We start from the raw sequence: 25,455 nt of genomic DNA on the forward strand, positions 1-25,455 counted from the left end.
CCGCCGGGCCACTCCCCGAGCGGCTGTGACGAGGTGAAACTTTCGGCTGACCGCCCTCACACGACCGGCGGATGCACGATGGACGTTTGGTGGTCCACCCCCTGCTCCCCGCCTCGCGCCGCTTGCGCGCCTCCGCGACGCCCGCCGGCCGCCTCGTTAACAATCTGTAGTGGCCGCCCACGCTCCGGCACACCACCCCCGTCCCTTTGCTCTGCTTACCTATACGCATCGGTTACCCACCGCGACCGCGCTGCTGCGACCGCGATTTCGTCACCCGCAGGTCGCGACCCGCTTCCTCTGAGTAAGCAGAGCAAAGGGCGGGGGAGGGTGGGGCGTCGGCGGGCGCCGCGACTACTCGCCGTGATCCCGGCCCACCATTCACGCTCCGTTACGGAGCCACGTGGATCATCTCCAGTAGGTAAACCCTCTCAGCTAAAGCGGCGAAACGGATCAAATCGCGCCGCCGAACGCTCGACCATGACCCTGTGGGTGGGTACGTTGCGGAGCAACATCACGATCGGGGAGGCCTGATGCGGCGCATGTTTCTCAACGGCACGGCGATGTCGGGGCAGAAGGATCATGGGGCCGTCGCGGGGGCCACGTTCCTGGGGCCGGCCCGCACCGCGCCGCACTACCGGTTCTTCGCCGTGCGCGACGAGTTTCCGGGGCTTTTCCCGGTCGCGAGCGGTGGGCTGAGTATCGTCGGCGAGCTTTACGAGCTGTCCGAGGAGATGCTCTACGAATCGCTGATGCCCCAGGAGCCGCGCGAGCTGGAGCTCGGCGCGATCGAGTTGGACAACGGCGACATCGTCAACGCCATGATCCTGCAGCCGGAGCGGCTGACCCCCGGGGACAAGGTCGTCGACATCGCCGACCTGGGCGGCTTCCGGGCCTACCAGGCGCATCTCGCCGCCAACGCGAGCCGCGACGAACGGCTGGGCCTCGCGTGACGATACCGGCCGTCGACGGGGCGCGGCTGCTCGCCCGCCTCGATGAGCTGGCCACATACAGCGCCACGCCGGCTCCCGGCGTGACCCGCCTCGCGTACTCCGCCGAGGACATCGCCGCGCGCGAGCTGGTGGCGGGCTGGATGCGTGAGGCCGGGCTGACGCCGCAGGTCGACGAGGCCGGCAACCTCCTCGGTCGCCGCCCGGGTGGCGGTGCGGCGACCGTCCTCGCTATCGGCAGCCACCTGGACACGGTCGTCGACGCCGGCCCGCTGGACGGCGCCTACGGCGTCGTGGCCGCCGTCGAGGTGGCCGCGGCGCTGCGCGCGGCCGGCGTTCAACTGCGCCACGACCTCGCGGTGATCGCGTTCAGCAACGAGGAGGGCGCCCGCGGCACGCCCGGCATGGTCGGCTCCCTCGCCCTCACCGGGCAGCTGCGCCCCGCCGACCTGGACATCCCCGACGACGAGGGGGTCGCGCTGCGCGACCGGATCGCCGGCGCCGGTGGCGACCCCGACCGCATCCGGGCCGCCGCCTGGCCCGCCGGCCGGCTCGCCGGCTTCATCGAGCTGCACGTCGAGCAGGGGCCGGTGCTCGACGACGCGGGCCTGCGGGCCGGCGTCGTCACGGCCGTCACCGGCCGGGCCACCGTTGACGTGACCATCGAGGGCGCGGCCAACCACGCCGGCACCACCCCCATGGGCCGCCGCGCGGACGCGGCCGTCGCCGCCGCCCGCATCGTGCTCGCCGTACGCGAGCTCGCAGGCGCGGACGGCGTGCGGGTGGCCACCGCGGGGCATGTCGAGCTGGCCCCCAACGTTCGCAACGTCGTGCCCGGCCGGGCGACCGTCGGCGTCGACCTGCGTGACACCGACGACGACCGGGTGGTCGCGGCGGTCGCCCGGCTGCGGGCCGCGGCGGCCAGGGTCGCGGGGCAGACGGGTACGCGCATCGACGTCGCCGTGCGCTCCCGCGTGGTCGCCGCGCCGGCCGCTCCCTGGCTGGCCGGCTGCGTGCGCACCGCCGTCGCCGAGCTGGGCCTGCCCTGCGTCGACCTGCCCAGCGGCGCCGGCCACGACGCGCAGATCATGGCGGCGCTCGGGCCGATCGCCATGGCGTTCGTTCCCAGCCTCGCCGGCGTCAGCCACGCGCCCGGCGAGGCGACCCGCCCGGAGGACCTCGTCGCCGGCGCGGACGTGCTGTGCCGCGCCCTGGTTCACGCCGACACTCGGGAGGCATCATGACCGCCGCACCGCCCACCGCGACAGTGCTCACGGACGCCGTCGACACCGACGGAGTCCTCACGGAGGAGGCCCTGTCGCTGGTCGCCACGCTGCAACGCACGTACGGGCACGCGCGCTCCGTGCTCCTGACCCGGCGCTCGGAACGCGCGGCGGCGTACGCCGCCGGTACCCGCCCCGGCCTCGACCCCGCCACCGCGCACATCCGCGACGGCGACTGGAGCGTCCCGCCGGCCCCGCGCGACCTCACCGACCGGCGTTGCGAGATCACCGGGCCCGCCGACCGGAAGATGATGATCTCGGCACTGAACTCGGGCGCGAGGGTATTCCTCTGCGACCTTGAGGACGCGCTGGCGCCGACCTGGGCCAACATCGTCGACGGGCACCGCAACCTTCGCGACTGGGCGGCCGGCACGCTGACGTTCACCCGCCCGGACGGCACGGTGGACACCGTCGGCGCGGACCCCGCCACGATCGTCGTACGCCCGCGCGGCCTGCACCTGAATGAGTCCCGCGTGGCCGTCGACGGTGCGCCCGTGGCGGCCGGGCTGTTCGACATCACGGTCGCCGCCGTGCTCGCCGGTCGGGAGCGCCAGGCGGCCGGGTCGGCCCTCTACCTGTACCTGCCGAAGATCGAGTCACATCACGAGGCCCAGTGGTGGGACGCGCTCATCGGCGACGTCGAGCGCCGGGTGGGGCTCGCGCCGCGCAGCGTCCGGGTCACCGTCCTCATCGAGACGATCACCGCGGCGTACGAGATGGAGGAGATCCTCTTCGCGCTGCGTGAGCGGATCACCGGCCTGAACGCGGGCCGCTGGGACTACATCTTCTCCGTCATCAAGAAGTTCGGCACCGATCCCGCGCACGTGCTGCCCGACCGGCAGAAGGTCACCATGACGGTGCCGTTCCTCGCCGCGTACGCCCAGCGCCTCGTCGCCGTCGCGCACCGGCGCGGCGCGCACGCGATCGGCGGGATGGCCGCGCTGATCCCCAGCCGGCGCGACGCGGAGGCCAACGCGCGCGCCTTCGCGGCCGTACGCGCCGACAAGGAGCGCGAGGCCGGCCTCGGCTACGACGGCACCTGGGTGGCCCACCCGGATCTGGTGCCGGTGGCGACGGAGGTGTTCGACGCGGCGCTGGGCGACGCGCCCAACCAGCTCGCTGCCAGGCCTGAGCCGGCCGCGCCCGTCGAGGCGCTGCTGGACACGACCGTCGAGGGCGCCACCGTCACGGCGGCCGGCGTGGCCGGGAATGTGAGCGTGGCGCTGCGCTACCTCGCCGCGTGGCTGGGCGGCCTGGGCGCGGTCGGCGTCGACGGGCTCATGGAGGACCTCGCGACCGCCGAGATCAGCCGCAGCCAACTCTGGCAGTGGATCCACCACGGCGTCGCGCTGCCCGACGGCACCGTGGTCACGGCCGACCTGGTCGAGGGCCTGATCGGCGCCGAGGTGGACCGGCTCGTGGCGGACGGCGGGGACGCCGACCTGCTGGACGCCGCGGCCGATGCGCTGCGGCGCGGCGCGCTGCGGCCCGTACTCCCGGATTTTGTCGTGGGGGACGTGGCGTGACCGGGTACCCGCGCGATCTCGTCGGCTACGGGGCGACGCCGCCCGACCCGGCCTGGCCCGGCGGGGCCCGCATCGCGGTGCAGTTCGTCCTCAACTACGAGGAGGGGGCGGAGAACAACGTCCTCGACGGCGACCCGGCGAGCGAGACGTTCCTGTCCGAGATCGTGGGCGCGCAGGCGTTCCCAGACCGGCACATGAGCATGGAAACCCTGTACGAGTACGGGTCGAGAGCGGGCGTGTGGCGGGTGCTGCGGGCGTTCGCGCGCCGCGACCTGCCGCTGACGGTGTTCGGGGTGGCCCGGGCGCTGCAACGCAACCCGGCCGTGGTGCGCGCGTTCCAGGCGGCCGGGCACGAGATCGCCTGCCACGGACTGCGCTGGATCTCCTACCAGCAGGTCGACGAGGCGACCGAGCGGGCCCACCTGGCCGAGGCGGTCGCGGTCATGCGGGAGGTGACGGGCGAGGCGCCGCTCGGCTGGTACACCGGGCGGGACTCCCCACGCACCCGCCAACTCGTCGTCGAGCACGGCGGGTTCCTCTACGACGCGGACTCCTACGCCGACGACCTGCCGTACTGGGTGCCGGTCGGCGGCACGTCGCACCTCGTCGTGCCGTACACCCTGGACACAAATGACATGCGGTTCGCCACCCCGCAGGGGTTCAATTCGGGGGACCAGTTCTTCGCGTACCTGCGCGACGCCTTCGACGTGCTGTACCGGGAGGGTGTCGACGGCGCGCCGAAGATGCTGTCGGTCGGGCTGCACTGCCGCATCGTCGGCCGGCCCGCCCGGGTGGCGGCGCTGGAGCGCTTCCTCGACCACGTCACCGCTCACGACGGCGTGTGGGTGGCGCGGCGGGTGGACATCGCGCGGCACTGGGCCGCCACGCACCCGCCCCGGTGACCCCCGACACATAATGAAACGAGACGGTTCCGTATCGCTAGTTCTTGGGCGTACGCTGACCCAGGAATACGGAGACGTACCGTTTCGAAACCCTGGGGGAAGTGGCATGCAGCCACACACCGACACGGGACACCCGCGCCGCTGGGCCATCTTGGGCGTCCTGGTCATCAGCTTGCTTGTCGTCGTGCTCGACAACACCGTGCTCAACGTGGCTCTCAAGGCCATCGCCGACCCGGCCCACGGCCTGGGCGCGACCCAGAGCCAGCTCGAATGGGCCATCAACTCCTACACGCTGGTCTTCGCCGGCCTGCTGTTCACCTGGGGCGTCCTCGGCGACCGCGCCGGGCGCAAGCGCATCCTGCTGCTCGGCATGGTGCTGTTCGGCCTGGCCTCGCTGATCTCCGCGTACGCCCAGACGCCGACCCAGCTCATCTGGGCGCGGGCGCTCATGGGCATCGGCGGCGCGGCCGTCATGCCGTCCACGCTGTCGATCATCTCCAACGTCTTCGACCCGCGCGAGCGCGCCAAGGCGATCGGCATGTGGGCCGGGGCCGTCGGCCTCGCCGTGGCGATCGGCCCGGTCGTCGGCGGCTTCCTGCTGGAGCACTTCTGGTGGGGCTCGGTCTTCCTCATCAACGTGCCGATCGTGCTGGCCGGCCTCGTACTGATCACCCTCCTGGTGCCCGAGTCGCGCGACCCGAAGCCCGGGCGCATCGACCTGGTCGGCGTCGTGCTGTCCATCGCCGGCCTCGTCGCCTTCGTCTACGGCATCATCGACGGCGGCGAGCACGGCTTCGGCCGGTTCCAGTCCTGGGGCCCGATCGTGGCCGGCGTGCTCATCCTCGCCGGGTTCGTCGCGTTCGAGCTGCGCAGCGACCACCCGTCGCTGGACGTGCGGCTGTTCCGTAACCCGCGCTTCTCCGCCGCCGTCGGTTCCGTGGGTCTGGTCTTCTTCGCGGCCATGGGCACCATGTTCTTCCTGGCCTTCTACCTGCAGCTGGTGCGCGGGTTCACGGCGCTGGAGGCCGGCCTCATGATGACCCCGTTCGCCGTCGCCCAGCTCGTGTTCGCCCCGCGCAGCGCCGCGATGGTGCGCAGGTTCGGGCCGAAGCTCGTCTGCGCCGTGGGCCTCGCACTCGTGACGCTGACCCTGACCGTGTACCTGTTCGTCACCGCGACCACGCCGGTCTGGGTGCTGCTCTTGCTCGCGTTCGTCCAGGGCGTGGGCATGGCGAACGTGATGCCCCCGGCCACCGAGTCCGTCATGTCGTCCCTGCCGCGCGAGAAGGCGGGCGTGGGTTCGGCCGTCAGCAACACGATCCGCCAGATCGGCGGCGCGCTCGGCGTGGCCGTGCTCGGCTCCCTGCTCGCCGCCGTGTACCGCGACGAGATCTCCGGCGCCGTCGACGCGCTGCCGGCCGGCGCCCGCGACGCGGCCGCGGAGTCCATCACCGGGGCGTACGGGGTGGCCGCGCAGGCCGGTCCCGCCGGGGCTCAGCTCATCGAGGCGGCGAACTCCTCGTTCGTCACCGCGATGCACTGGGCGGCGGGCGGCTCGGCGATCGTGGGCCTCATCGGCATCGGCGTCGTGCTCGCCTGGCTGCCGCGTCACTCGGCGCCGCACGCCCCGCGCACGGCCACGCCCGAGCCGAGGGAACTGGCCGAGGTCGGCTGACCTCTAGCACAATGGCGGAGATGAGTACCGTGACGAGCACTGCGCGGACCGACGGGGCCCAGCCGACCGATGACCGGAAGGCGCCCGGACGACCGCGCAGTGCTCGCGCGGACGAGGCCATCACCGAGGCGATGCTCGACCTGCTGGCCGAGGGCAGCTCGTTCGAGGCGCTGACCATCGAGGCGGTCGCGGCCCGGGCCGGGGTCGGCAAGGCGACGATCTACCGGCGCTGGCCCAACAAGGAGTCCATGCTGGTCGACGCGATCGCCCGGCTCAAGGGCGACCCGCCCGTACCGCCCGGCACGTCGCTGCGCGAGGACCTGGTCACGATGTTGCGCCCGGTGGGCGCCCTCCGATCGACCCGGGCGGGCCAGATCATGCCCTGCCTGATTCCGGAACTGCGGCGCAGCCCCGAGCTGCAGGCCGTGTTCCAGCGTGCGATGGAGCCCCGCCGCGAGGCGCTGCGCAAGGTGCTCCGTTACTGGATCGAGCGCGGCGAGTTGCGGTCCGACGTCGATATCGAGTTGATGCAGGCGATGCTCGCCGGCCCGTTGCTGGCCAAGAACGTGCTGTTCTGGAACCCCGACCTCCCGCGCGAGGGCCTGCCCGAGCGGCTCGTGGACGCCGTCCTCGCCGGCATCGGGGTCCGCTGACTCAGCCTGCCGTCCGGTGCGGTGGCGCGAAGACCACCAGCATCGACAGGTCGGCGCTGACGTCGACGAAGTGGTGGGTCTCCCCGGCGGGTACGTAGATGACGTCGCCGACGCCGACGCGCGCGGAACCGGTGTCAGCCCAGATGGTGGCGGCGCCGGCGGTCACCACGTAGATCTCATCCTCGTCATGGGTGCTCTGGTCGTCGTGACCGCGACGGGCAATGGAGTACGTCCCGACGGAGATGCCGGGCGCACGCAGCTGCTCGGTGTACCGGGTCGGCGCGGGCGCCGCCGGCGCCTCGTAGATGCCTGCGTGCTCGATGATCCTCATAGTCCAGGCTATCTCGGGCGTGTCGCCACGCGGCAGCCGCGACCTGTGCGGTAGCGTCTCGAACGCACGTTCGTGGACTGGTCCCGGGGAGGGTGTGCTCGTGCGGGTGCTCGGCGTCGATCCGGGTCTGACCAGATGCGGCGTGGGCGTCGTGGAGGGCGAGCCCGGCCGGGTCTGCCGCCTCGTGACGGTCGAGGTGGTGCGCACCGAGCCGGACGAGGACCTGTCCCTGCGCCTGCTCGCTCTCGACGAGCGGCTGACCGCCCTGATCGCCGAGCACCAGCCGCACAGCGTCGCCGTCGAGCGGGTCTTCGCGCAGCACAACGTGCGCACGGTCATGGGCACCGCCCAGGCCGGGGCGGTGGCCATCCTCGCGGCCGCCCGGGCCGGGCTGCCGGTGCAGACCTACACTCCCAGCGAGGTGAAGGCCGCCGTGACCGGTTCGGGGCAGGCCGACAAGGCACAGGTGACCACGATGGTGACCCGCCTGCTGCGGCTGCCCGCGCCGCCGCGGCCGGCCGACGCGGCGGACGCGTTGGCGCTGGCCATCTGCCACGTGTGGCGCGGCGGCACCCAGGCGAAGATCAGGGCGGCGAGGCTGCGGACCGTGGGAGGTTCTCGATGATCGCGAGCGTACGGGGCCGGGTGGCGTCCCTCGCGCCGGACGGCGCCGTGATCGAGGTCGGCGGCGTGGGCCTCGCGGTCGCGTGCACGCCGGCGACCCTGGCCGCCCTGCGCCTCGGCGAGGACGCCCGCCTGGCCACGAGCCTGGTCGTGCGCGAGGACTCGCTGACCCTCTACGGCTTCGCCGACGACGACGCCAAGCAGCTGTTCGAGCTGCTGCAGACCGCCAGCGGCGTGGGCCCCCGGCTCGCGCAGGCGGTGCTGGCCGTGCACGCTCCCGACGTCGTACGCCGGGCGATCGTGTCCGGCGACGTCACCACGCTCACCCGCGTGCCCGGCATCGGCAAGAAGGGCGCGGAGCGCCTCATCCTGGAGCTGCGTGACCGTGTCGGCCCGGTCGGCTCGGGCGACGCCACCGCCCCGGGCGTGGTGGCCGGCGTCGCGTGGAGCGACCAGGTGCGCCAGGCGCTGGTCGGGCTCGGCTGGACGGCCGGCCAGGCCGACCAGGCGGTCGGCGCGGTCGCCGCCGAGCTGGACGGCCAGCCCGCCCCGGCCGTGCCGGTGCTGCTCAAGCGCGCGATCCAGCTGCTCGGGCGGGTGCGGTGACGGCCCCGGAGGCGGACGGTCTCGTCTCGGCGTACGCGGCGCCCGAGGAGTCCGACGCCGAGGCCACCCTGCGCCCGAAGCGGCTGTCCGAGTTCATCGCCCAGCACCGGGTGCGCGAGCAGCTGGAGCTGCTCCTGCACGGTGCCATGCGGCGCGGCTCGCCGCCCGACCACATCCTGCTGTCCGGCTCGCCCGGTCTCGGCAAGACGACCCTCGCCATGATCGTGTCGGCCGAGCTGGGGGTGGGCCTGCGGCTGACCAGCGGTCCGGCCATCGAGCGCTCCGGCGACCTCGCCGCCATCCTGACCAGCCTCAGCCACGGCGACGTGCTGTTCATCGACGAGATCCACCGCATGGCCCGCCCGGCGGAGGAGCTGCTCTACAGCGCCATGGAGGACTTCCGGGTCGACGTGGTCGTCGGCAAGGGCCCGGGCGCGACCGCCATCCCGCTCGATGTCGAGCCGTTCACGCTGGTCGGCGCGACCACGCGGGCCGGCCTGCTCACCGGGCCGATGCGGGACCGGTTCGGCTTCGTCGGCCACCTCGACTTCTATGAGCCGGCCGAGCTGGAGGTGCTGCTGCACCGCTCGGCGCGCATCCTCGGCGTCCAGGTCACCCCTGAGGGTGCGACGGAGATCGCCGGTCGGTCGCGCGGTACGCCCCGGATCGCCAACCGGCTGCTGCGCCGGGTACGCGACTTCGCCGAGGTCCGGGCCGACGGGGTGGTGGACGCCACGGTGGCCAAGGCCGCCCTGCGCGTGTACGACGTCGACGATCTGGGTCTGGACCGTCTCGACCGTGCCGTGCTGGTCGCGCTCGTCGACTCGTTCGGCGGGGGTCCGGTGGGCCTGTCGACGCTGGCCGTCGCGGTGGGTGAGCAACCTGACACCGTGGAGGAGGTCTGCGAGCCGTTCCTCGTGCGGGCGGGCCTGCTGGCCCGCACACCGCGTGGCCGGGTCGCCACCGCGGGTGCCTGGCGGCACCTGGGTCGTAAACCACCGGCTACAGTTAGTAGCGGCCCTGCGGCGCCGGATCTGTTCTCGTCCGAGCCGTGACCACGGTGGCGGTTGTCGGGAAGCTGTGACGCGTGCCGCCTGTGGTGGCGCCGGCCACACCGACTACAGTACGTCGGTCTGGCATGACATAAGAAACCGACATGACGGCCGATCGGCCTATCGTGCCGGTATGTGACGGAAGGTCAACATGATTGAGGCAGCGAACGAGCAGGCCGGCAGCGGTCTGTTCCAGTTTCTCCCTCTTATCCTGATTATCGCGGCGGTCTACTTCCTGCTGATCCGCCCGCAGAGCAAGCGCAAGCGTGAGCAGCAGCAGATGCAGTCGTCGATCGGTCCCGGCGACGAGATCGTGACGATCGGCGGACTGTACGGTACGGTGACCGCGATCGATGACGAGACCGTCACTCTGGAAATTTCGCCCGGCGTGACGGCCCGGTACGCCCGCGGCGCGATCGCCCGCGTGGTGACCCCTCGACCCGCCGAAGAGACCCCTGCCGACGAGGCAAACGCCGACGCGGCCAAGGTCATCGACGAGGGCTGAGCCCACCGGCCCGCCCTCGGCGGCGGGTCGTTTTCGCCCCGGGTCCGGTGCGCCGGACCCACCGACCGCCACCGGGTGGCCTTGGCTTGCCGGGCCGCCCGGTGATACTGGATAACCGCGCGTCGGCCCAACCCCGGCCGGCGGCGGGAACTCCCCAGGCCGCGTCGTAGCGGCGGCGGGGAGACGTGGACACAGGGAGAACAGCAGGTGGCACCACCACAAGGGCAGCAGATGCGCCCCTCGCGGTATCTGGCCGTCCTCGCGGCCATCTTCGTCATCCTCGCCTCGCTGGTGTTCTTCACCGGCAAGGGGAGCATCTCGGAGAAGCTTGAGCCGCGGCTAGGTCTCGATCTTGTCGGGGGCACCACCGTCACCCTGACCGCCACGAACCTGGAGGGCGGCGGCGCGCCGAAGGCCGACCAGATGGAAGAGGCCCGCCGGATCATCGAGAGCCGCGTCAACGGCCTCGGCGTCGCGGAGGCCGAGGTGGTCGTCGAGGGCGACAACCACATCGTCATCAGCATCCCCGGCGAGAACCGCGACGACGTGAAGCAGGTGGGCACCCCAGCCCAGCTGCGCTTCCGCAAGGTCCTCAACGTGGCGGCCGACACGAGCGCCTCCCTGGACGCGACCGCGAGCGCCACCCCGAGCGCCTCGGCCACGCCGCAGGCCTCCGGCAGCGCCGCGCCGTCCGCCTCGCCGAGCGCGACGACGGCCCCGGCCACGAGCGCCGCCGCGTCGCCCGCCACGGCGACCCCCAGCCCGACGGAGACGCTCACCGGCACGCTGGCCGAGCGCCGCGCCGCCGTCGTGAAGAAGCTCGGCGCCGCCTACACGGCCGCGGAGAGCATCACCTCGGCGGACCAGGCCACGACCGACGAGATGAAGGCGACGCTGAAGCCGTTCACCACGCTCTCGGCGGACGAGGCCGGCGCACTGCCGGCCGAGATGCAGTTCAACCTGCCGCAGATCAGCTGCGAGCAGCTCAACAACCGCACCCCCGGCTCGATCGACACGGCTGACCAGACCGCGGTCGCCTGCGACGAGACCGGCGGCTACAAGTACTACCTGGACGTGGCGAAGGTGCTCGGCACCGACGTCTCGGACGCCTCGGCCAACATCAACCCGGAAACCGGGCAGTGGCAGGTCGACCTCAAGTTCAAGGGCGCCGGTCAGAACAACTGGACCAACCTGACGAAGGAAGCCTTCAACAACACGGACGCCAAGTGCGCCCAGGGCTCCCTGGACGAGAACGGCCGCTGCGCGGTGGCCGTGGTCCTGGACAACAAGGTCGTCTCCGCGCCGGCCATCCAGGCGGTCATCAGCGGCGACGCGACCATCAGCGGCGGCAGCATCAACCGCGAGGGCGCCCGGCTGCTGGCCAACCAGCTGCGCTACGGCGCCCTGCCGCTGACCTTCCAGTCCAGCGAGGCCAGCACGATCACGGCGACGCTCGGTGCCGAGTACCTGCGGGCCGGTCTGCTGGCCATGGGCGTCGGCATGGGCCTGGTCATCATCTACGCCTTCTTCTACTACCGCCTGCTCGGCTCGGTCATCTTCCTGAGCCTGGTGCTGTCCGGCGCGCTCACCTACGGCGCGCTGATCCTGCTGGGTCGCAGCATCGGCTTCACGGTGACCCTGGCCGGTATAGCGGGCTTCATCGTCTCGCTCGGTGTGGCGGCGGACTCGTTCGTCATCTACTTCGAACGACTGAAAGACGAGATCCGTGAGGGACGCAGCCCGCGCAGCGCGGTCGGCCGGGCCTGGATCCGGGCGCGGCGCACGATCATCACCGCGAACATGGTGACGATCCTGGCCGCGGTCACGCTGTACATCTTCGGCGTCGGCTCGGTGAAGGGCTTCGCCTTCGCGCTGGGCACGGCCACCGCGCTGGACCTGCTGATCGTGTTCCTCTTCCGGCACCCGATCATGACCATGCTCGCCCGCACCCCGGCGTTCCTGTCGCCGCGGGTCAGTGGCCTGGGCCGCGTGCTGCACCACGCGGACAAGCCGCCGGCGACCCCGACGACGCGCGTGAAGGAGGCGTGAGATGAGCAATCTCGCGACCCGCCTCTACAACGGTGAGGCCGGCATCGATGTCGTCGGCCGCCGCAAGATCTGGTACAGCATCGCCGCGGTCATCGTGGTGGTGGCCGCGCTGAGCTTCGCCTTCAAGGGCTTCAAGCTCGGCATCGACTTCGAGGGCGGCAACAGCTTCCAGGTGCCGGTCTCGGTCGGCAGCCTGGAGGAGGCCCGCGGCGCGGTCGCGGACGCCGGCGCGGAGGTCGTCACGGCGCAGCAGGTGGGCACCGGCGGCAACGCCACCTATCTGATCAAGACGGCGGACCTCGAGGCCGACAAGGCCCAGGAGGTCAAGGAGGCCATCGCCGCCGAGCTCGGCCTGACGCCCGAGCAGGTCAGCGACAACCGGGTCAGCGCCTCGTGGGGCGCGCAGATCCTCCAGCAGGCGCTCATCGGCGTCCTGATCTTCCTGGTGCTCGTGGTCGTGTACCTCATCGCGGTCTTCCGCGAGTGGCGCATGGCGTTCGCCGCCATCGCCGCGCTGGTGCAGAACCTGCTCCTGACGGCCGCGATCTACATCCTGATCGGGTTCGAGGTGAGCCCGTCGACCGTCATCGGCTTCCTGACGATCCTCGGTTTCGCGCTCTACGACGTCGTCGTCGTGTTCGACAAGGTCCGTGAGAACACCCGGGGCATCACCGGCAAGCCCGATCAGACGTACGGCGAGGCCGCCAACCTGGCCGTCAACCAGACGATCATGCGGTCGATCAACACCGCGGTCGTGGCCCTGCTGCCCGTGGGTGGCCTGCTCTTCATCGGCGCGGGCCTGCTCAAGGCCGGCACCCTGAAGGACCTCGGCCTGGTGCTCTTCGTCGGTATGCTCGCCGCCGTCTACTCGTCGATCTTCTTCGCGACGCCCGTGCTGGTCGACCTCAAGGAGCGCGAGCCGCGCTTCAAGGCGCACAAGCAGCGGGTACTGGCGCGGCGCGCGGCCGGCGCGTCGGCGGCCAAGGCGAAGGTGGCCCGCACCGCGGACACCGACGAGGAGGCCCCGGCCACGCCGACCGTGGCGGCCCCCGGCGTCCTCGCCAGTGCCAGCCCGCGGCCGGGTGCCCGTCCGGGGCAGCGCAAGCGGCCGGGCGGAGCCAAGCCGGGCTCCAAGGCGGGCGGCGCCAAGCGGCGCTGAGTTGGTGGTCGCGGCCATCCCGCGGAGAAAGCGCTCCTCCGGATGGCTCGCGACGGCCACCCCCCTGGCATTATCGAGGCGTCCACACCGCGTAGCCGCGCGGTGCGGGCGCCTCGATCGTTTTCTGGTGTGGTGGGAGGAATCGGCATGGCAGAGGTCGACGCCGGCGTGACGGCGCCCCCGGCCCGGGGGGACGGCGGGCCGGAGGTCGCCGCTCTGGTGGCGAGCCGGATCGTGGACGTGCCCGACTTCCCGCAGCCCGGCATCGTCTTCAAGGACCTCACCCCGCTGTTCGCCGACGGCGACGCGTTCCGCGAGATCATCGACGCGACCGTGGCGCACTACGGGGCCGGGTCGTTCGACGTGGTGGCCGGCATCGAGGCGCGCGGGTTCGTGATGGCCGCCGCCCTGGCGTACGCGGCCGGGGTGGGCGTCGTGCCCGTCCGCAAGGCCGGCAAGCTGCCCCGGGCCACCCACACGGCCCAGTACGCCCTGGAGTACGGCTCGGCGGCCCTGCAGGTGCACACGGACGCCTTCGTCCCCGGCCAGCGGGTCCTGGTCGTCGACGACGTGCTCGCCACGGGTGGCACCGCCGAGGCCACCCTGGGGCTCGTGGAGCGGGCCGGCGGGGTCGTCGCGGGCCTCACCGTGCTCCTGGAGCTGGAATTCCTCGGCGGGCGGGCCCGACTGGCGGCCCACGAGCCGCACGCGCTGCTGCGCGTGTGACCCCCGTTCTGGCCGTGATCCAGGCGACATTGACCGGTCCCGGAGGAAACTGGGGGTTGTGACCAGAGCCGACGCCGCCGATCACGGGTACGATGGCCTTTCCGACAGCGGTCCGACAGGTGAGGAGCGGCCGGTGCCCGGCGATATCGCCCCTCCGGTGGAGGGTCTGGTTCGAGCCGTCGACGAGACGCCGCAGACCCACGAGTCCGACGAGGGACCTTGGAGCCTCGTGCGTGACGACGAGCCCCACGAGGGCCAGGAACTGACACTGCGCGAGGACGAGAACAAGCTCGGTCCGGCCGAGGGCCCGCGCCCGGCCAACGGGTCCGACGGCGTCGACGGCGAGCCCACCTCGGGCGGGTTCGGCCTGGCCAGCGCCCCGACCGGCCGGCGCATGCGCGCCCGGCTGGCCCGGTTCAACGCACCGTGGCAGGGCCAGCAGGTCCCCGAGGTGCTTGAGCCGCTCATCGCGACCCACCGGGGCGCCCACCCGAAGGCGGACATCCGGCTGCTGCAGCGCGCCTACGACGCGGCGTTCGCCTGGCACGTGGGGCAGTTCCGCAAGTCCGGCGACCCGTACATCACGCACCCGCTCGCGGTCGCGACCATCCTGGCCAACCTGGGCATGGACACCACGACCCTGGTGGCCGCGCTGCTGCACGACACCATCGAGGACACCGACTACACCCTCGAGCAGATGCGCGCCGACTTCGGCGGCGAGGTCGCGCTGCTCGTGGACGGCGTGACCAAGCTCGACAAGGTCAAGCTGGGCGACGCGGCGAAGGCCGAGACGATCCGCAAGATGGTCGTGGCGATGGCGCGCGACCCGCGGGTGCTCGTGATCAAGCTGGCGGACCGCCTGCACAACATGCGTACCCTGGCATTCCTGCCGCAGCCCAAGCGCGAGCAGAAGGCCCGGGAGACCCTGGAGATCCTCGCTCCGCTGGCCCATCGGCTGGGCATGAACACCATCAAGTGGGAGCTGGAGGATCTCTCGTTCGCCGCCCTCTACCCCAAGCGGCACGAGGAGATCAACCGGCTGGTCAGCGAGCACGCGCCGCAGCGTGACGCGCTGCTCGGCACGGTCACCAACCGGGTCGCGATCGACCTCAAATCGGCCAAGATCAAGGCCGAGGTGACCGGCCGGCCCAAGCACCTCTACTCGATCTATCAGAAAATGATCGCGCGCGGGCGCGACTTCACGGAGATCTACGACCTCATCGGGGTGCGGATCCTCGTCGACACGGTGCGCGACTGCTACGCGGCGCTCGGTGTGATCCACGCGAACTGGCAGCCGGTGCCGGGTCGCTTCAAGGACTACATCGCGATGCCCAAGTTCAACATGTACCAGTCGCTGCACACGACGGTCATCGGCCCGACCGGCAAGCCGGTCGAGATGCAGATCCGCACCTACGCGATGCACCGCACGGCGGAGTACGGCATCGCGGCGCACTGGAAGTACAAGGAGAAGAAGGACGCCACGGTCGTCGGCCCGCCGGCGCACATCGACGAGATGACGTGGCTGCGCCAGCTGCTCGACTGGCAGCGCGAGGCCAGCGACCCGAGCGACTTCCTCGACTCGCTGCGCTTCGACCTGTCGGCGCAGGAGGTCTACGTCTTCACGCCGAAGGGCGGGGTCATCGCCCTGCCCAAGGACTCCACCCCGGTCGACTTCGCGTACGCGGTGCACACCGAGGTCGGCCACAAGTGCATCGGCGCGAAGGTCAACAACAAGCTGGTGCCGCTGGAGAGCCGCCTGTCCAACGGCGACGTGGTCGAGATCTTCACGTCCAAGTCGGAGACGGCCGGCCCGTCGCAGGACTGGCTCGGCTTCGTGCAGAGCCCGCGCGCCCGCACGAAGATCCGGCAGTACTTCAACAAGGAACGTCGCGACATCGCGATCGAGGCGGGCAAGGACTTCATCGTCAAGGCCATGCGCAAGCAGGGCCTGCCGCTCCAGCGCATGCTCACGTCCGACTCGCTCATGACGATCGCCCGCGAGCTGCATCTGGCCGACGTCGCGTCGCTCTACGCCGCGATCGGGGAGAACCAGGTCTCCGCCCAGGCGATCGTGAGCCGTCTCGTGGCGAGCTTCGGCGGCGTCGAGGGCGCCACCGAGGACATCGCGGAGACGGCCGTCCCGACCCGCCGCGCGCTCACCAAGCCGCGCACGGCCGCCCATGACCCGGGCGTCGTCGTGGAGGGCACCTCGGACGTCTGGATCAAGCTGGCCAAGTGCTGCACCCCGGTGCCGGGCGACGCCATCTTCGGCTTCATCACCCGCACCGGCGGGGTGAGCGTGCACCGGGAGGACTGCACCAACGCCGACGAGCTGCGCCGCCAGCCCGAGCGCCTGGTCGCGGTCAACTGGAAGCCCACGGCCGCGTCCATGTTCCTGGTGGCCATCCAGGTCGAGGCCCTCGACCGGCACAAGCTGCTCGCCGACGTCACCCGGGTGCTGTCGGACGAGCGGGTCAACATCCTGTCCGCGCACGTGGCGACCACGCGCGACCGGGTGGCGGTGAGCCGGTTCAGCTTCGAGATGGCCGACACCAAGCACCTGGGCCACCTGCTGGCCGCGGTCCGCAAGGTCGACGGCGTGTACGACGCGTACCGGGTCACCTCCGGCACCTGACCGGGGCGTGTCCTGTCCGATCGGTGGTGATCGGCTGCGAAAGCGTAAGGGCCGGCCCCGCCAACGGGGCCGGCCCTCTTCGCGTCGGCGTCAGGACGTCGGGGTCGCCGCCGTCGCGGGGGAGACCGTCACCGTCTTGAAGGTGATCTTCTTCTTGGGGTGGCCACCACCCGCCATCTGAGCGAAGGCGCCGTCGTCGCCGGCCGCGCCGACGCTCTTGATGATGTCCATGCCGGCGGTCACGCGGCCCACGACCGTGTAGTTGGCCGGCAGCTCGTTCTGGCCGTAGATGAAGAAGAACTGGCTGCCGTTGGTGTCCGTGATGCCCTGCTCGGCGTTGTCGGCGTTGGCCATGGCCACGTCGCCCTCCGTGTACGAGGGACGCTTCTCCGTGGGCAGGTTCTCGTTGGCGAACCGGTACGCCGGGCCGCCCGTGCCGTCGCCGGTCGGGTCGCCGCACTGCAGGGCGCTGATCTGGGTGACCAGGCGGTGGCAGCTCGTGCCGTCGTAGTACTTCTTGCTCGCCAGGTGGGCGATGCTGGCCGAGGTGCACGGCGTCTTCGACAGGTCCATCTCGAACGCGATCTTGCCCAGGTTGGTGTCGAGCGTGACCGTCTGCGTGCCGACCGCGGGGACGCTCGTCGCCGGGGTGCCGACGTCCTTGATGCCGGCGGGCATCGACGGCTTCGGGGTGGCCGCCGGGTCGACCAGCGGGTTCCACACGCAGTCGGCCGTGCTCGGCGCCGCGCTCGCCGTGGGGCTCGCCGCGGTCTTCGGGTCGTCACCGCCGGCGGTCGCCACGATGGTCCACACGAGCACCACGGTGAGCAGCACACCGCCGGCCACGAGGCCGATCTGGGTGCGTTGGCGGCGCTTGAGACGGGCCGCCTCGGCCCGCTCGACCATCTCCCGTTCCAGCTTCGCCCGCGCGGCGGCGCGCTGACGGTCGCGTACCGAACTCAACGTAAAGCTCCTAACGGTGTGGGCTACTGAGCGCTCGCTGTGGCGGTCGCGCTGGGTTCCGGGGAGGCACTGGCGCCGGGCAGGTCGCCGACGGTCAGCTTAGTGATCGTGACGTTGGTCTTGGGGGCGCCGTCGGTCGTGGCCTTGCCCTCGCCGTCGAGAGCGCCCTCCTTGGCCACCTTCTCGATCACGTCGAGGCCCTTGGTGACCTTGCCGAAGATCGAGTAGCTCGGCGGCAGCGGCGAGCCGTCCTTGTAGAAGATCAGGAACTGGCTGCCGTTGGTGCCGGGGTTGGCCAACGCGAGGGTGCCCGCCGGGTAGTAGTGCGTGGCGGCGGGGGAGGCCGACGGCGACGCCTCGGCCGAGGCCGGCACGTTCTCGTCGATGAACGTGTACGACGGGCCGCCCGTGCCCTTACCGATCGGGTCGCCGCACTGCAGCACGAAGTCCGTCGTGCTGAGCCGGTGACAGGTCGAGTTGTCGAAGAAGTTCTTGCCGGCGAGGAACGCGAAACTCTCGGCCGAGCACGGCGCCGCCGCGAGGTCCAGCGTCGCGTCGATCTGCCCCACATTGGTGTTGATCGTCATCGTCCGGGTGCCCTCCTTCGCCGAGGGCGAGAGGGGCGGATTGCCCGTGTCCCGGACGCCGATCGTGTCGTCGGGGGTGCGCAGGGTCCACGCGCAATCGCCGGCCACGACGGTCGGGAGGTTCTGGTCCGGGTCGGAGTCGAAGCCACCGGCCAGCCACACCGTGCCGAAGGTGACCAGGAGCAACGCGACGACGGCGCCCACGCCGGCCTGGACCTGCCGCTTGCGCCGCAGCTTGGTCGCCCGGCGCGCCATGCGGCGCTCGATCCTGGCGCGGGCCAGCTTGCGCTGGCGGTCTCTGCTGGAAGCCACGAGTGCTCCCTCCCGGAAGGTGCGTTGGGACGGTATCCGTCGGGTGACATACCACGTGCCGTACGCCACACCGCGCCAGAGTGTACGGGTATGGACCGCTGTCGCGGTGAGCGAGGCGGACGGTTCGTGACCGAACCCCCAGCTAGGCTTCACAGGGGGTGTCACCCGCCCCACCGATCCTGCCGCATCCACCTGAAAGGTAGCTGAGAACGTGTTCGTGGCCGTCGTGCCTGCCCAGGCCTTCGGGACCAACTGCTACGTGCTGGCGCCCGCCGCCGGTGAGCAGTGCGTGGTCGTGGACCCGGGCATCGGCATCACCCGCCAGCTCGACGACGTGCTCGCCGAGCACCGGTTGCAGCCGGTCGCGGTGCTGCTGACCCACGGGCACGTGGACCACACCTTCTCGGTGGCGCCCGTCTGCGGCGCCCGCGGCATCCCGGCGTATGTGCACCCCGACGACCGTGAACTGCTCGACGACCCGGCCAAGGGCTTCTCCGCCGACATGATCAACCTGTTCGGCGGCCGGCTGCCGTACACCGCGCCGGACGACGTCAAACCCCTCGGGGACGGCGAAACGATCACTCTCGCCGGCCTGGAAGTTACAGTCGACCACGCCCCGGGCCATACCGGCGGGTCGGTGATGTTCCGCCTCCCCGGCGCCGAGGGCGAGTCGCTCCTGTCGGGCGATGTCCTCTTCGCGGGGTCCATCGGACGCACCGACCTGCCGGGCGGGGACCTGACGGCGATGCTGCGCAGCCTGCGCGACAAGGTGCTGCCGCTGCCCGACGCCACGCGGGTCCTGCCCGGCCACGGACCGTCGACGACCATCGGGCGCGAGCGCCAGGCAAACCCGTACCTGCGGGAGGTCACGCGGCAGCTCGCCCCACCGACCAAGGGCCTTTGAAGAATGAACACCATGGAGTACGGGCGATGAGCGCCCGCCCCACGCCGCTGAGCGGTTTCCCCGAGTGGCTGCCCGCGCAGCGGATGATCGAACAGCGTTTCCTCGACCGCATCCGGACGGTCTTCGAGCTCTATGGGTACGCCCCGCTGGAGACCCGCGCGGTCGAACCGCTCGACCAGTTGCTCCGCAAGGGCGAGACGGACAAGGAGGTGTACGTGCTGCGCCGGCTGCAGGCCGACGCGGACGACGCCTCGGACGCCGCCCTGGGCCTGCACTTCGACCTCACGGTGCCGTTCGCCCGGTTCGTGCTGGAGAACGCCGGCAAGCTGCACTTCCCGTTCAAGCGGTACCAGATCCAGAAGGCGTGGCGCGGCGAGCGCCCGCAGGAGGGCCGCTACCGGGAGTTCACCCAGGCCGACATCGACGTCGTCGACCGTGACACGCTCGGCTTCCACCACGAGGTGGAGATGCCGCTCGTGGTGGCCGACGCGCTGAGCGGCCTGCCGATCCCGCCGGTGCGCATCCAGGTGAACAACCGCAAGGTGTGCGAGGGCTTCTACCGGGGCCTCGGCCTGTCGGACCCGGACGCGGCGCTGCGCGCGGTCGACAAGCTCGACAAGATCGGGCCGGCGAAGGTGGCCGCGTTGCTCGCCGAGACGACCGGCGCCACGGACGCCCAGGCCGAGGCGTGCCTGGCGCTGGCCGCGATCTCGGCTGAGGACGCGTCGTTCGCCGACGCGGTGCGCGCCCTGGGGGTGAGCGACCCGCTGCTCGACGAGGGCCTTGAGGAGCTTGTCCGGGTCGTGGAGGCCGCGCGTGAGCACGCGCCCGGCCTCCTGATCGCCGACCTGAAGATCGCCCGGGGCCTCGACTACTACACGGGCACGGTGTACGAGACCGTCCTGCGCGGCTACGAGGGCCTCTCGATCAGCTCGGGTGGCCGCTACGACAACCTCGCCTCGTCGGGCACGGACCGGTTCCCCGGCGTGGGCATCTCCATCGGCGTCACCCGCATCATGGGCCTGCTGCTCGGCAAGGGCGCGCTCGGCATCTCCCGTTCGGTGCCGACCTGCGTGCTCGTGGCGCTGCCGGCCGAACAGCGCCGCGCCGACTGCGACCGGGTCGCCGCCGCCCTGCGCAAGCGGGGCATCGCCACGGAGGTCTCGCCGACCGCCGCGAAGTACGGCAAGCAGATCCGCTACGCGGAGCGGCGGGGCATCCCGTTCGTGTGGTTCCCCGGCGAGGACGGTCACGAGGTGAAGGACATCCGGTCGGGGGAGCAGGGCGCGGCGAGCCCCGACACGTGGTCGCCGCCGGAGCCTGACCTGCGACCGGTCATCCACGAGGGCTGACAAGCCACGGACCGGTAACGGAAAGCCACGTTCAAACCCGGCGGCAGAACCACTGTCGCCGGGTTTTTCGCGTGCGCGTACTGGCGGGATTTTGTCTCCGGGTTACGAGGGTCCGAAGAGGACTGCGTGGTCCGGCGGTCGTCCGCGGCTGAATCGCATCGCGCCCTACCGATGTCAGAACTGTGCCATCTTCGTCGCGATCTCGTTCGTGATGACAGGACTTTGACATCGTCGTCCGGCGATGTTCCGCACGTTTACAGGGTGCGCGCAGCTCAACCGGGCCGCTGGTTACAGACTTGGAACGGTCGAGAAATGTCAGAGCAATGACGCACAGCCAATCTTCTCTCACCTGTAGCGGCCGGCTGTACCTCGCCGGCGACACGGGGCGGGGCCGCTCGGGATGCCAGCGGCCCTGGACACGCACATCCGCACGATCACCGTGCCGAGACACCGGCGTCACGGTCCTTATAGGAACGGAGTTCTACTTATGTCCAGCACCAGCAAGCGGCTGCGCGCGCTTGTGGCCGCGGGCGCCATCGGGACGACCGTGGCCCTCGTGCTCGCAGGCTGTGGCGCCCGCGCCGGCGACGACACGTCGAGCGCCAAGACGCCCGCAGCCAGCTGCGTCGACACCTCTGGCGACACCATCAAGCTCGGCTTCCTCAACTCCCTCACCGGCGGCATGGCGATCTCCGAGAAGACCGTCTCCAACGTGCTGCACATGGCCGCTGACGAGATCAACGCCGCCGGCGGCATCATGGGTAAGAAGATCCAGTACATCCAGGAGGACGGCGCGACCGACTGGCCGACCTTCGCGGAGAAGACCCGCAAGCTGCTCACCCAGGACTGCGCCGCCGCGATCTTCGGCGGCTGGACCTCGTCCTCCCGTAAGGCCGTCAAGCCGGTCGTCGAGGAGCTCAACGGGCTCTTCTTCTACCCGGTGCAGTACGAGGGCCTCGAGGCGTCGCCGAACATCTACTACACCGGCGCGACCACCAACCAGCAGATCATCCCGGCGATGGACTTCCTCGCCTCCAAGGGCGTGAAGAAGCTGTTCCTCGCCGGCAGCGACTACGTCTTCCCGCGCACCGCGAACGCGATCATCAAGCTCTACGCGGCCAAGCTCGGCATCCAGATCGTCGGTGAGGAGTACGTGCCTCTCGACAAGGACGACTGGACCACCCAGGTGGCGAAGATCGTGGCGGCCAAGCCCGACTTCATCTTCAACACCATCAACGGCTCGTCGAACGTCGGCTTCATCAAGGCGTACTACGACGCCGGCCTCAAGGCGGACACGACGCCGATCATCTCGGTGTCGATCGCCGAGGAGGAGGCGCCGGCCATGGGCCACGAGGTCACCGGCCACTACGCGTCCTGGAACTACTTCCAGTCGCTGAAGACGCCCACCAACCCGAAGTTCATCGAGAGCTGGAAGGCCTACCCCAACAACAGCGGTGTCACCTCCGACCCGATGGAGGCCGCGTACATCTCGCTGTACCTGTACAAGGCCCTCGTCGAGGCGGCCGGCTCGTTCGACGTCGACAAGGTGAACGCCGCGGCGAAGGCGAACACCATCACGTTCGACGCGCCGGAGGGCAAGGTCACGCTCAACGGCAACAACCACCACATCTCCAAGCCGGCCCACATCGGCCGGATCAACGCTCAGAACCAGTTCGACATCGTCTGGGCCTCCGACAAGTTCATCGAGCCGGACCCGTACCTCGAGGGCTACGACTGGTTCCCGGCCGACGTCCGCAAGCAGCTCGTGGACGCGGCGGGCTGATCGCCCCCTCGCATCACGCGGGGTTGCGTGTCGCCTGCGGCACGCAACCCCGCACAGCCGAACCCCCTTACCGTTCAACCCCCGCACAGAGAGCGAGAGCACGTGGACGCACTGATCCCACCGCTGCTGAACGGCAGCGCACAGGGTGCGCTGCTTCTGCTCGCCGCGCTCGGCCTCTCGCTCACGTTCGGCCAGATGGGCGTGATCAATATGGCCCACGGCGAGTTCCTCATGGTTGGCGCCTTCACCGCCTACCTCGTCCAGCAGGTCATCACATCGAGCGACCTGTCGATCCCGGTCGCGCTGCCGGTCGCGTTCGTCGTCGCCGGCCTCCTCGGTCTCCTGCTGGAGGTCGGCATCATCCAGTGGATGTACCGCCGGCCCCTCGACACCCTGCTCGTCACGGTCGGGGTCAGCCTGATCCTGCAGCAGGCGGCACTGCAGATCTTCCCGTCCCAGGGCGTCCCGGTGGAGAAGCCCCGCTGGCTCGACGGGCAGGTGAACATCCTCGGCTACAGCTGGCCGCTGCGGCAGGTGTTCACCATCCTGCTCGCGGCCGTCTGCGTGGCCGCGCTCGCGGCCTGGCTCAAGTACTCCTCGTTCGGCCGCCGCATCCGGGCGACCGTGCAGAACCGGGACCTCGCCGAGACCGCGGGCATCGCCACGCGCACCGTCGACCGGCTGACCTTCTTCGTCGGGTCCGGTCTGGCCGGGGTCGCCGGGGTGGCCGCGTCGCTCATCGGCGGCACGAACTCCCAGATGGGCGTCCAGTACATCATCCCGGCCTTCCTCGTCGTCGCCGCCGGCGGCATCGGCCAGCTCAAGGGCACGATCATCGCCGCGTGGGCGGTGGGCGTCGCGCTGTCGTACTTCGCCTACTGGACGACCGGCAGCTTCGCGCAGGTGCTCGCCTTCATCCTCGTGATCGTCTTCCTGCAGCTGCGCCCGCAGGGCCTGTTCACGGTGCGAACCAGGAGTCTGGTATGACCAAGTCGAAGCCATGGCTTTCCCTCGGTGGCATCGGGGTGTTCGCCGTCCTGCTGCTGGGGGTGGCTCCCCTCGTGCTCACCGATCACTGGCTCAACAACCTCGGCAAGTACTGCTGCTGGGCGATCGTCGCCGTCGGCATCGGCCTGGCCTGGGGCCGCGGCGGGATGCTCGTGATGGGGCAGGGGGTGTTCTTCGCCCTCGGCGCGTACGCCATGGCCATGCACCTCACGCTGGAGACCGCCGGTGACCGGACCCCGACGTTCATGGTGCTCTACGACCCGCTCGCGCCGCTGCCGGCGTTCTGGGAGCCGTTCCGCAGCCCGGTGGTGACCCTGCTGGCGATCGTGGTGCTCCCGGTGGTCCTGGCGGGCATCCTCGGTTTCGCGTTGTTCAAGCGCCGGGTGAAGGGCGCGTACTTCGCGATCCTGACGCAGGCGCTCGCCGTGGCGCTGGCCACCCTGGTCAGCTCCACGATCCGCGAGACCGGCGGTGACACCGGGCTCAGCTCCTTCAAGTACTTCTTCGGCTTCCTGCTGAACGACCCGGCGAACAAGGCGATGGTCTTCCTCATCACGGCCGCGCTGCTCATCGTGTGCCTGCTCGTGGTGTGGCAGCTCTACCGCAGCCGCTTCGGTGAGCTGCTGGTCGCCACCCGCGACGCCGAGGAGCGCGTGCGTTTCCTCGGCTACGACCCGGCCAACATCAAGCTGGTCGCCTTCGTCGTCTCCGCGCTGATGGCGAGCATCGGCGGAGCGATGTTCGTGCCCATCGTCGGCATCATCACCCCGGCCGAGATCGGCGCCGCCGCCTCGATCCTCATGATCGCGGGCGTCGCCCTCGGCGGCCGCGCCTCGCTCTTCGGCCCGGCGCTCGGTGCGATGGCGGTCGGCTGGGGGCAGTCGAGCCTCGGCTCGACCTGGCCCGAGGGCTGGACCTACATCCTCGGTCTGCTGTTCATCGTCGTCATCCTCGTCCTGCCGAAGGGCCTGTCGTCGCTGCCCGCGAGGTTCGCGGCAGCGCGCCGGCGCCCGGGCGAACAGCGCGCCGCCGCGCCGGCGGCCGCCCCGGAACTCGCGGAGGTGAAAGCATGACCGACGACTCGCTCATCGTCACGGACCTGCGGGTCGAGTTCTCGGGCTTCGTCGCGGTCGACGGCGTGTCCTTCGACGCGCACCCCGGCGAGGTCCGGTTCCTCATCGGCCCGAACGGCGCGGGCAAGACGACCTGCATCGACGCCATCACGGGGCTGTCGGCGGCCACCGGATCGGCGAGGCTCGGCGACCGGGAGTTGCTGGGCAGGCCGGTACACAGGATTGTCCGCCTCGGGGTGGGCCGCACGTTCCAGACCGCGAGCGTCTTCGAGGAGCTCTCGGTGCTGCAGAACCTCGACATCGCGGCCGGACTCCACCGCCGCTCGATCTCGCTGCTGCGGGCCCGGCGTGGCGTCGAGGCGTCGATCGAGCAGGCGTTGGAGGAGACCGGACTCGCCGACGAACTCACCACGCCGGCCGGCATCCTGTCGCACGGCCAGAAGCAGTGGCTGGAGATCGCGATGCTGCTCGTGCAGGACGCGCGGGTACTGCTGCTCGACGAGCCCGTCGCCGGCATGAGCCACGACGAGCGCACCGCGACCGGCGAGCTCTTGCAGCGCATCGCCGCGAAGCGCACCGTGCTCGTGGTCGAGCACGACATGGACTTCATGCGCCGCTTCGCCACCCGAGTGACGGTGCTGCACCAGGGCAAGGTGCTCTCGCAGGGCACGGTGGCCGAGGTGCAGGCCGACCCCCAGGTGCAGCAGGTCTACCTCGGCACCGCGGGAGCCGCGACCACGGCCGCCATGTCGGTCGTACCTGACGTTCCCATCGGGACGCAGGACAGGACGGAGGACTGA

General features: G+C 70.8%; 23 protein-coding genes. 20 read left to right on the forward strand and 3 right to left on the reverse strand.

What is annotated here, in order from left to right:
• The first annotated feature begins 530 nt into the window (after positions 1-530).
• From ABD191_RS12070 to ABD191_RS12095, 6 genes are all read left to right on the forward strand, one after another.
• The gene (locus tag ABD191_RS12070; RefSeq protein WP_344080274.1) at positions 531-950 is read left to right on the forward strand and encodes an allophanate hydrolase-related protein; all 420 of its coding nucleotides are present in this window, start codon (positions 531-533) and stop codon (positions 948-950) included.
• Positions 947-2,191, forward strand: a complete 1,245-nt coding sequence (locus tag ABD191_RS12075; RefSeq protein WP_344080277.1) for a hydantoinase/carbamoylase family amidase — start codon at positions 947-949, stop codon at positions 2,189-2,191. Before ABD191_RS12070 ends, ABD191_RS12075 begins: the two co-directional genes overlap by 4 nt.
• On the forward strand, positions 2,188-3,756 hold the full coding sequence (locus tag ABD191_RS12080; RefSeq protein ID WP_344080280.1) for a malate synthase: 1,569 nt from the start codon (positions 2,188-2,190) through the stop codon (positions 3,754-3,756). The genes ABD191_RS12075 and ABD191_RS12080 overlap by 4 nt, the downstream gene beginning before the upstream one ends.
• A complete protein-coding gene (gene puuE, locus ABD191_RS12085; RefSeq protein WP_344080283.1) occupies positions 3,753-4,658 on the forward strand; it encodes an allantoinase PuuE in 906 nt (301 codons plus the stop codon). Before ABD191_RS12080 ends, puuE begins: the two co-directional genes overlap by 4 nt.
• A gap of 106 nt (positions 4,659-4,764) precedes the next feature.
• Positions 4,765-6,333, forward strand: coding sequence for an MFS transporter (locus ABD191_RS12090; RefSeq protein ID WP_344080285.1), 1,569 nt, complete (start codon positions 4,765-4,767; stop codon positions 6,331-6,333).
• A gap of 20 nt (positions 6,334-6,353) precedes the next feature.
• Positions 6,354-6,986 carry a TetR/AcrR family transcriptional regulator gene (locus ABD191_RS12095; RefSeq protein WP_344080288.1) on the forward strand — a complete coding sequence of 211 codons (633 nt, stop codon included), beginning with the start codon at positions 6,354-6,356 and terminating at the stop codon, positions 6,984-6,986.
• Position 6,987: 1 nt separating this feature from the next.
• Here the strand turns inward: ABD191_RS12095 and ABD191_RS12100 are convergent, their stop codons facing one another.
• Complete coding sequence (locus ABD191_RS12100) at positions 6,988-7,317, reverse strand: cupin domain-containing protein (RefSeq protein WP_344080291.1); 330 nt, start codon at positions 7,315-7,317, stop codon at positions 6,988-6,990.
• A 100-nt stretch (positions 7,318-7,417) separates the two neighbouring features.
• On the opposite strand from ABD191_RS12100, the gene ruvC reads away from it, so the two are divergent.
• The 8 genes from ruvC to ABD191_RS12140 all read left to right on the forward strand — a co-directional run bounded on the left by ruvC (position 7,418) and on the right by ABD191_RS12140 (position 16,673).
• Complete coding sequence (ruvC, locus tag ABD191_RS12105) at positions 7,418-7,942, forward strand: crossover junction endodeoxyribonuclease RuvC (RefSeq protein WP_344080293.1); 525 nt, start codon at positions 7,418-7,420, stop codon at positions 7,940-7,942.
• Entirely contained in the window at positions 7,939-8,547 is a 609-nt protein-coding gene (gene ruvA / locus ABD191_RS12110; protein ID WP_344080296.1) for a Holliday junction branch migration protein RuvA, read from the forward strand. Before ruvC ends, ruvA begins: the two co-directional genes overlap by 4 nt.
• A complete protein-coding gene (ruvB, locus tag ABD191_RS12115) occupies positions 8,544-9,602 on the forward strand; it encodes a Holliday junction branch migration DNA helicase RuvB (RefSeq protein ID WP_344080298.1) in 1,059 nt (352 codons plus the stop codon). Before ruvA ends, ruvB begins: the two co-directional genes overlap by 4 nt.
• A 148-nt stretch (positions 9,603-9,750) precedes the next feature.
• Positions 9,751-10,104, forward strand: a complete 354-nt coding sequence (gene yajC, locus ABD191_RS12120) for a preprotein translocase subunit YajC (RefSeq protein ID WP_344080300.1) — start codon at positions 9,751-9,753, stop codon at positions 10,102-10,104.
• 207 nt (positions 10,105-10,311) lie between these two features.
• Positions 10,312-12,153 (forward strand): protein translocase subunit SecD, encoded by a 1,842-nt coding sequence (secD, locus tag ABD191_RS12125; protein WP_344080303.1) that lies wholly within the window; start codon positions 10,312-10,314, stop codon positions 12,151-12,153.
• 1 nt (position 12,154) lies between these two features.
• Positions 12,155-13,312, forward strand: coding sequence for a protein translocase subunit SecF (gene secF, locus ABD191_RS12130; protein ID WP_344080306.1), 1,158 nt, complete (start codon positions 12,155-12,157; stop codon positions 13,310-13,312).
• Positions 13,313-13,459: 147 nt separating this feature from the next.
• A complete protein-coding gene (locus tag ABD191_RS12135) occupies positions 13,460-14,038 on the forward strand; it encodes an adenine phosphoribosyltransferase (RefSeq protein ID WP_344080308.1) in 579 nt (192 codons plus the stop codon).
• A 133-nt stretch (positions 14,039-14,171) separates the two neighbouring features.
• A complete protein-coding gene (locus ABD191_RS12140) occupies positions 14,172-16,673 on the forward strand; it encodes a RelA/SpoT family protein (RefSeq protein WP_344080311.1) in 2,502 nt (833 codons plus the stop codon).
• Positions 16,674-16,763: 90 nt separating this feature from the next.
• Here the strand turns inward: ABD191_RS12140 and ABD191_RS12145 are convergent, their stop codons facing one another.
• Both ABD191_RS12145 and ABD191_RS12150 read right to left on the reverse strand, forming a co-directional pair.
• Positions 16,764-17,636: a peptidylprolyl isomerase gene (locus tag ABD191_RS12145; protein WP_344080314.1), complete on the reverse strand. Its 873-nt coding sequence runs from the start codon at positions 17,634-17,636 to the stop codon at positions 16,764-16,766.
• 23 nt (positions 17,637-17,659) lie between these two features.
• Positions 17,660-18,535: a peptidylprolyl isomerase gene (locus tag ABD191_RS12150; RefSeq protein ID WP_344080317.1), complete on the reverse strand. Its 876-nt coding sequence runs from the start codon at positions 18,533-18,535 to the stop codon at positions 17,660-17,662.
• A gap of 211 nt (positions 18,536-18,746) precedes the next feature.
• Between ABD191_RS12150 and ABD191_RS12155 the strand changes: the two genes are divergently transcribed.
• The 6 genes from ABD191_RS12155 to urtD all read left to right on the forward strand — a co-directional run bounded on the left by ABD191_RS12155 (position 18,747) and on the right by urtD (position 25,455).
• Positions 18,747-19,439: an MBL fold metallo-hydrolase gene (locus ABD191_RS12155; RefSeq protein ID WP_344080320.1), complete on the forward strand. Its 693-nt coding sequence runs from the start codon at positions 18,747-18,749 to the stop codon at positions 19,437-19,439.
• A gap of 26 nt (positions 19,440-19,465) precedes the next feature.
• A complete protein-coding gene (hisS, locus tag ABD191_RS12160; RefSeq protein ID WP_344080323.1) occupies positions 19,466-20,791 on the forward strand; it encodes a histidine--tRNA ligase in 1,326 nt (441 codons plus the stop codon).
• A gap of 487 nt (positions 20,792-21,278) precedes the next feature.
• Positions 21,279-22,574, forward strand: a complete 1,296-nt coding sequence (gene urtA, locus ABD191_RS12165; RefSeq protein WP_344080326.1) for an urea ABC transporter substrate-binding protein — start codon at positions 21,279-21,281, stop codon at positions 22,572-22,574.
• A gap of 102 nt (positions 22,575-22,676) precedes the next feature.
• A complete protein-coding gene (urtB, locus tag ABD191_RS12170; RefSeq protein WP_344080329.1) occupies positions 22,677-23,561 on the forward strand; it encodes an urea ABC transporter permease subunit UrtB in 885 nt (294 codons plus the stop codon).
• Entirely contained in the window at positions 23,558-24,655 is a 1,098-nt protein-coding gene (gene urtC, locus ABD191_RS12175; RefSeq protein ID WP_344080332.1) for an urea ABC transporter permease subunit UrtC, read from the forward strand. Before urtB ends, urtC begins: the two co-directional genes overlap by 4 nt.
• Complete coding sequence (gene urtD / locus ABD191_RS12180) at positions 24,652-25,455, forward strand: urea ABC transporter ATP-binding protein UrtD (RefSeq protein WP_344080335.1); 804 nt, start codon at positions 24,652-24,654, stop codon at positions 25,453-25,455. The genes urtC and urtD overlap by 4 nt, the downstream gene beginning before the upstream one ends.

This window comes from Luedemannella helvata, assembly GCF_039528415.1.
In the GTDB taxonomy this organism is placed as follows: Bacteria; Actinomycetota; Actinomycetes; order Mycobacteriales; family Micromonosporaceae; genus Luedemannella; species Luedemannella helvata.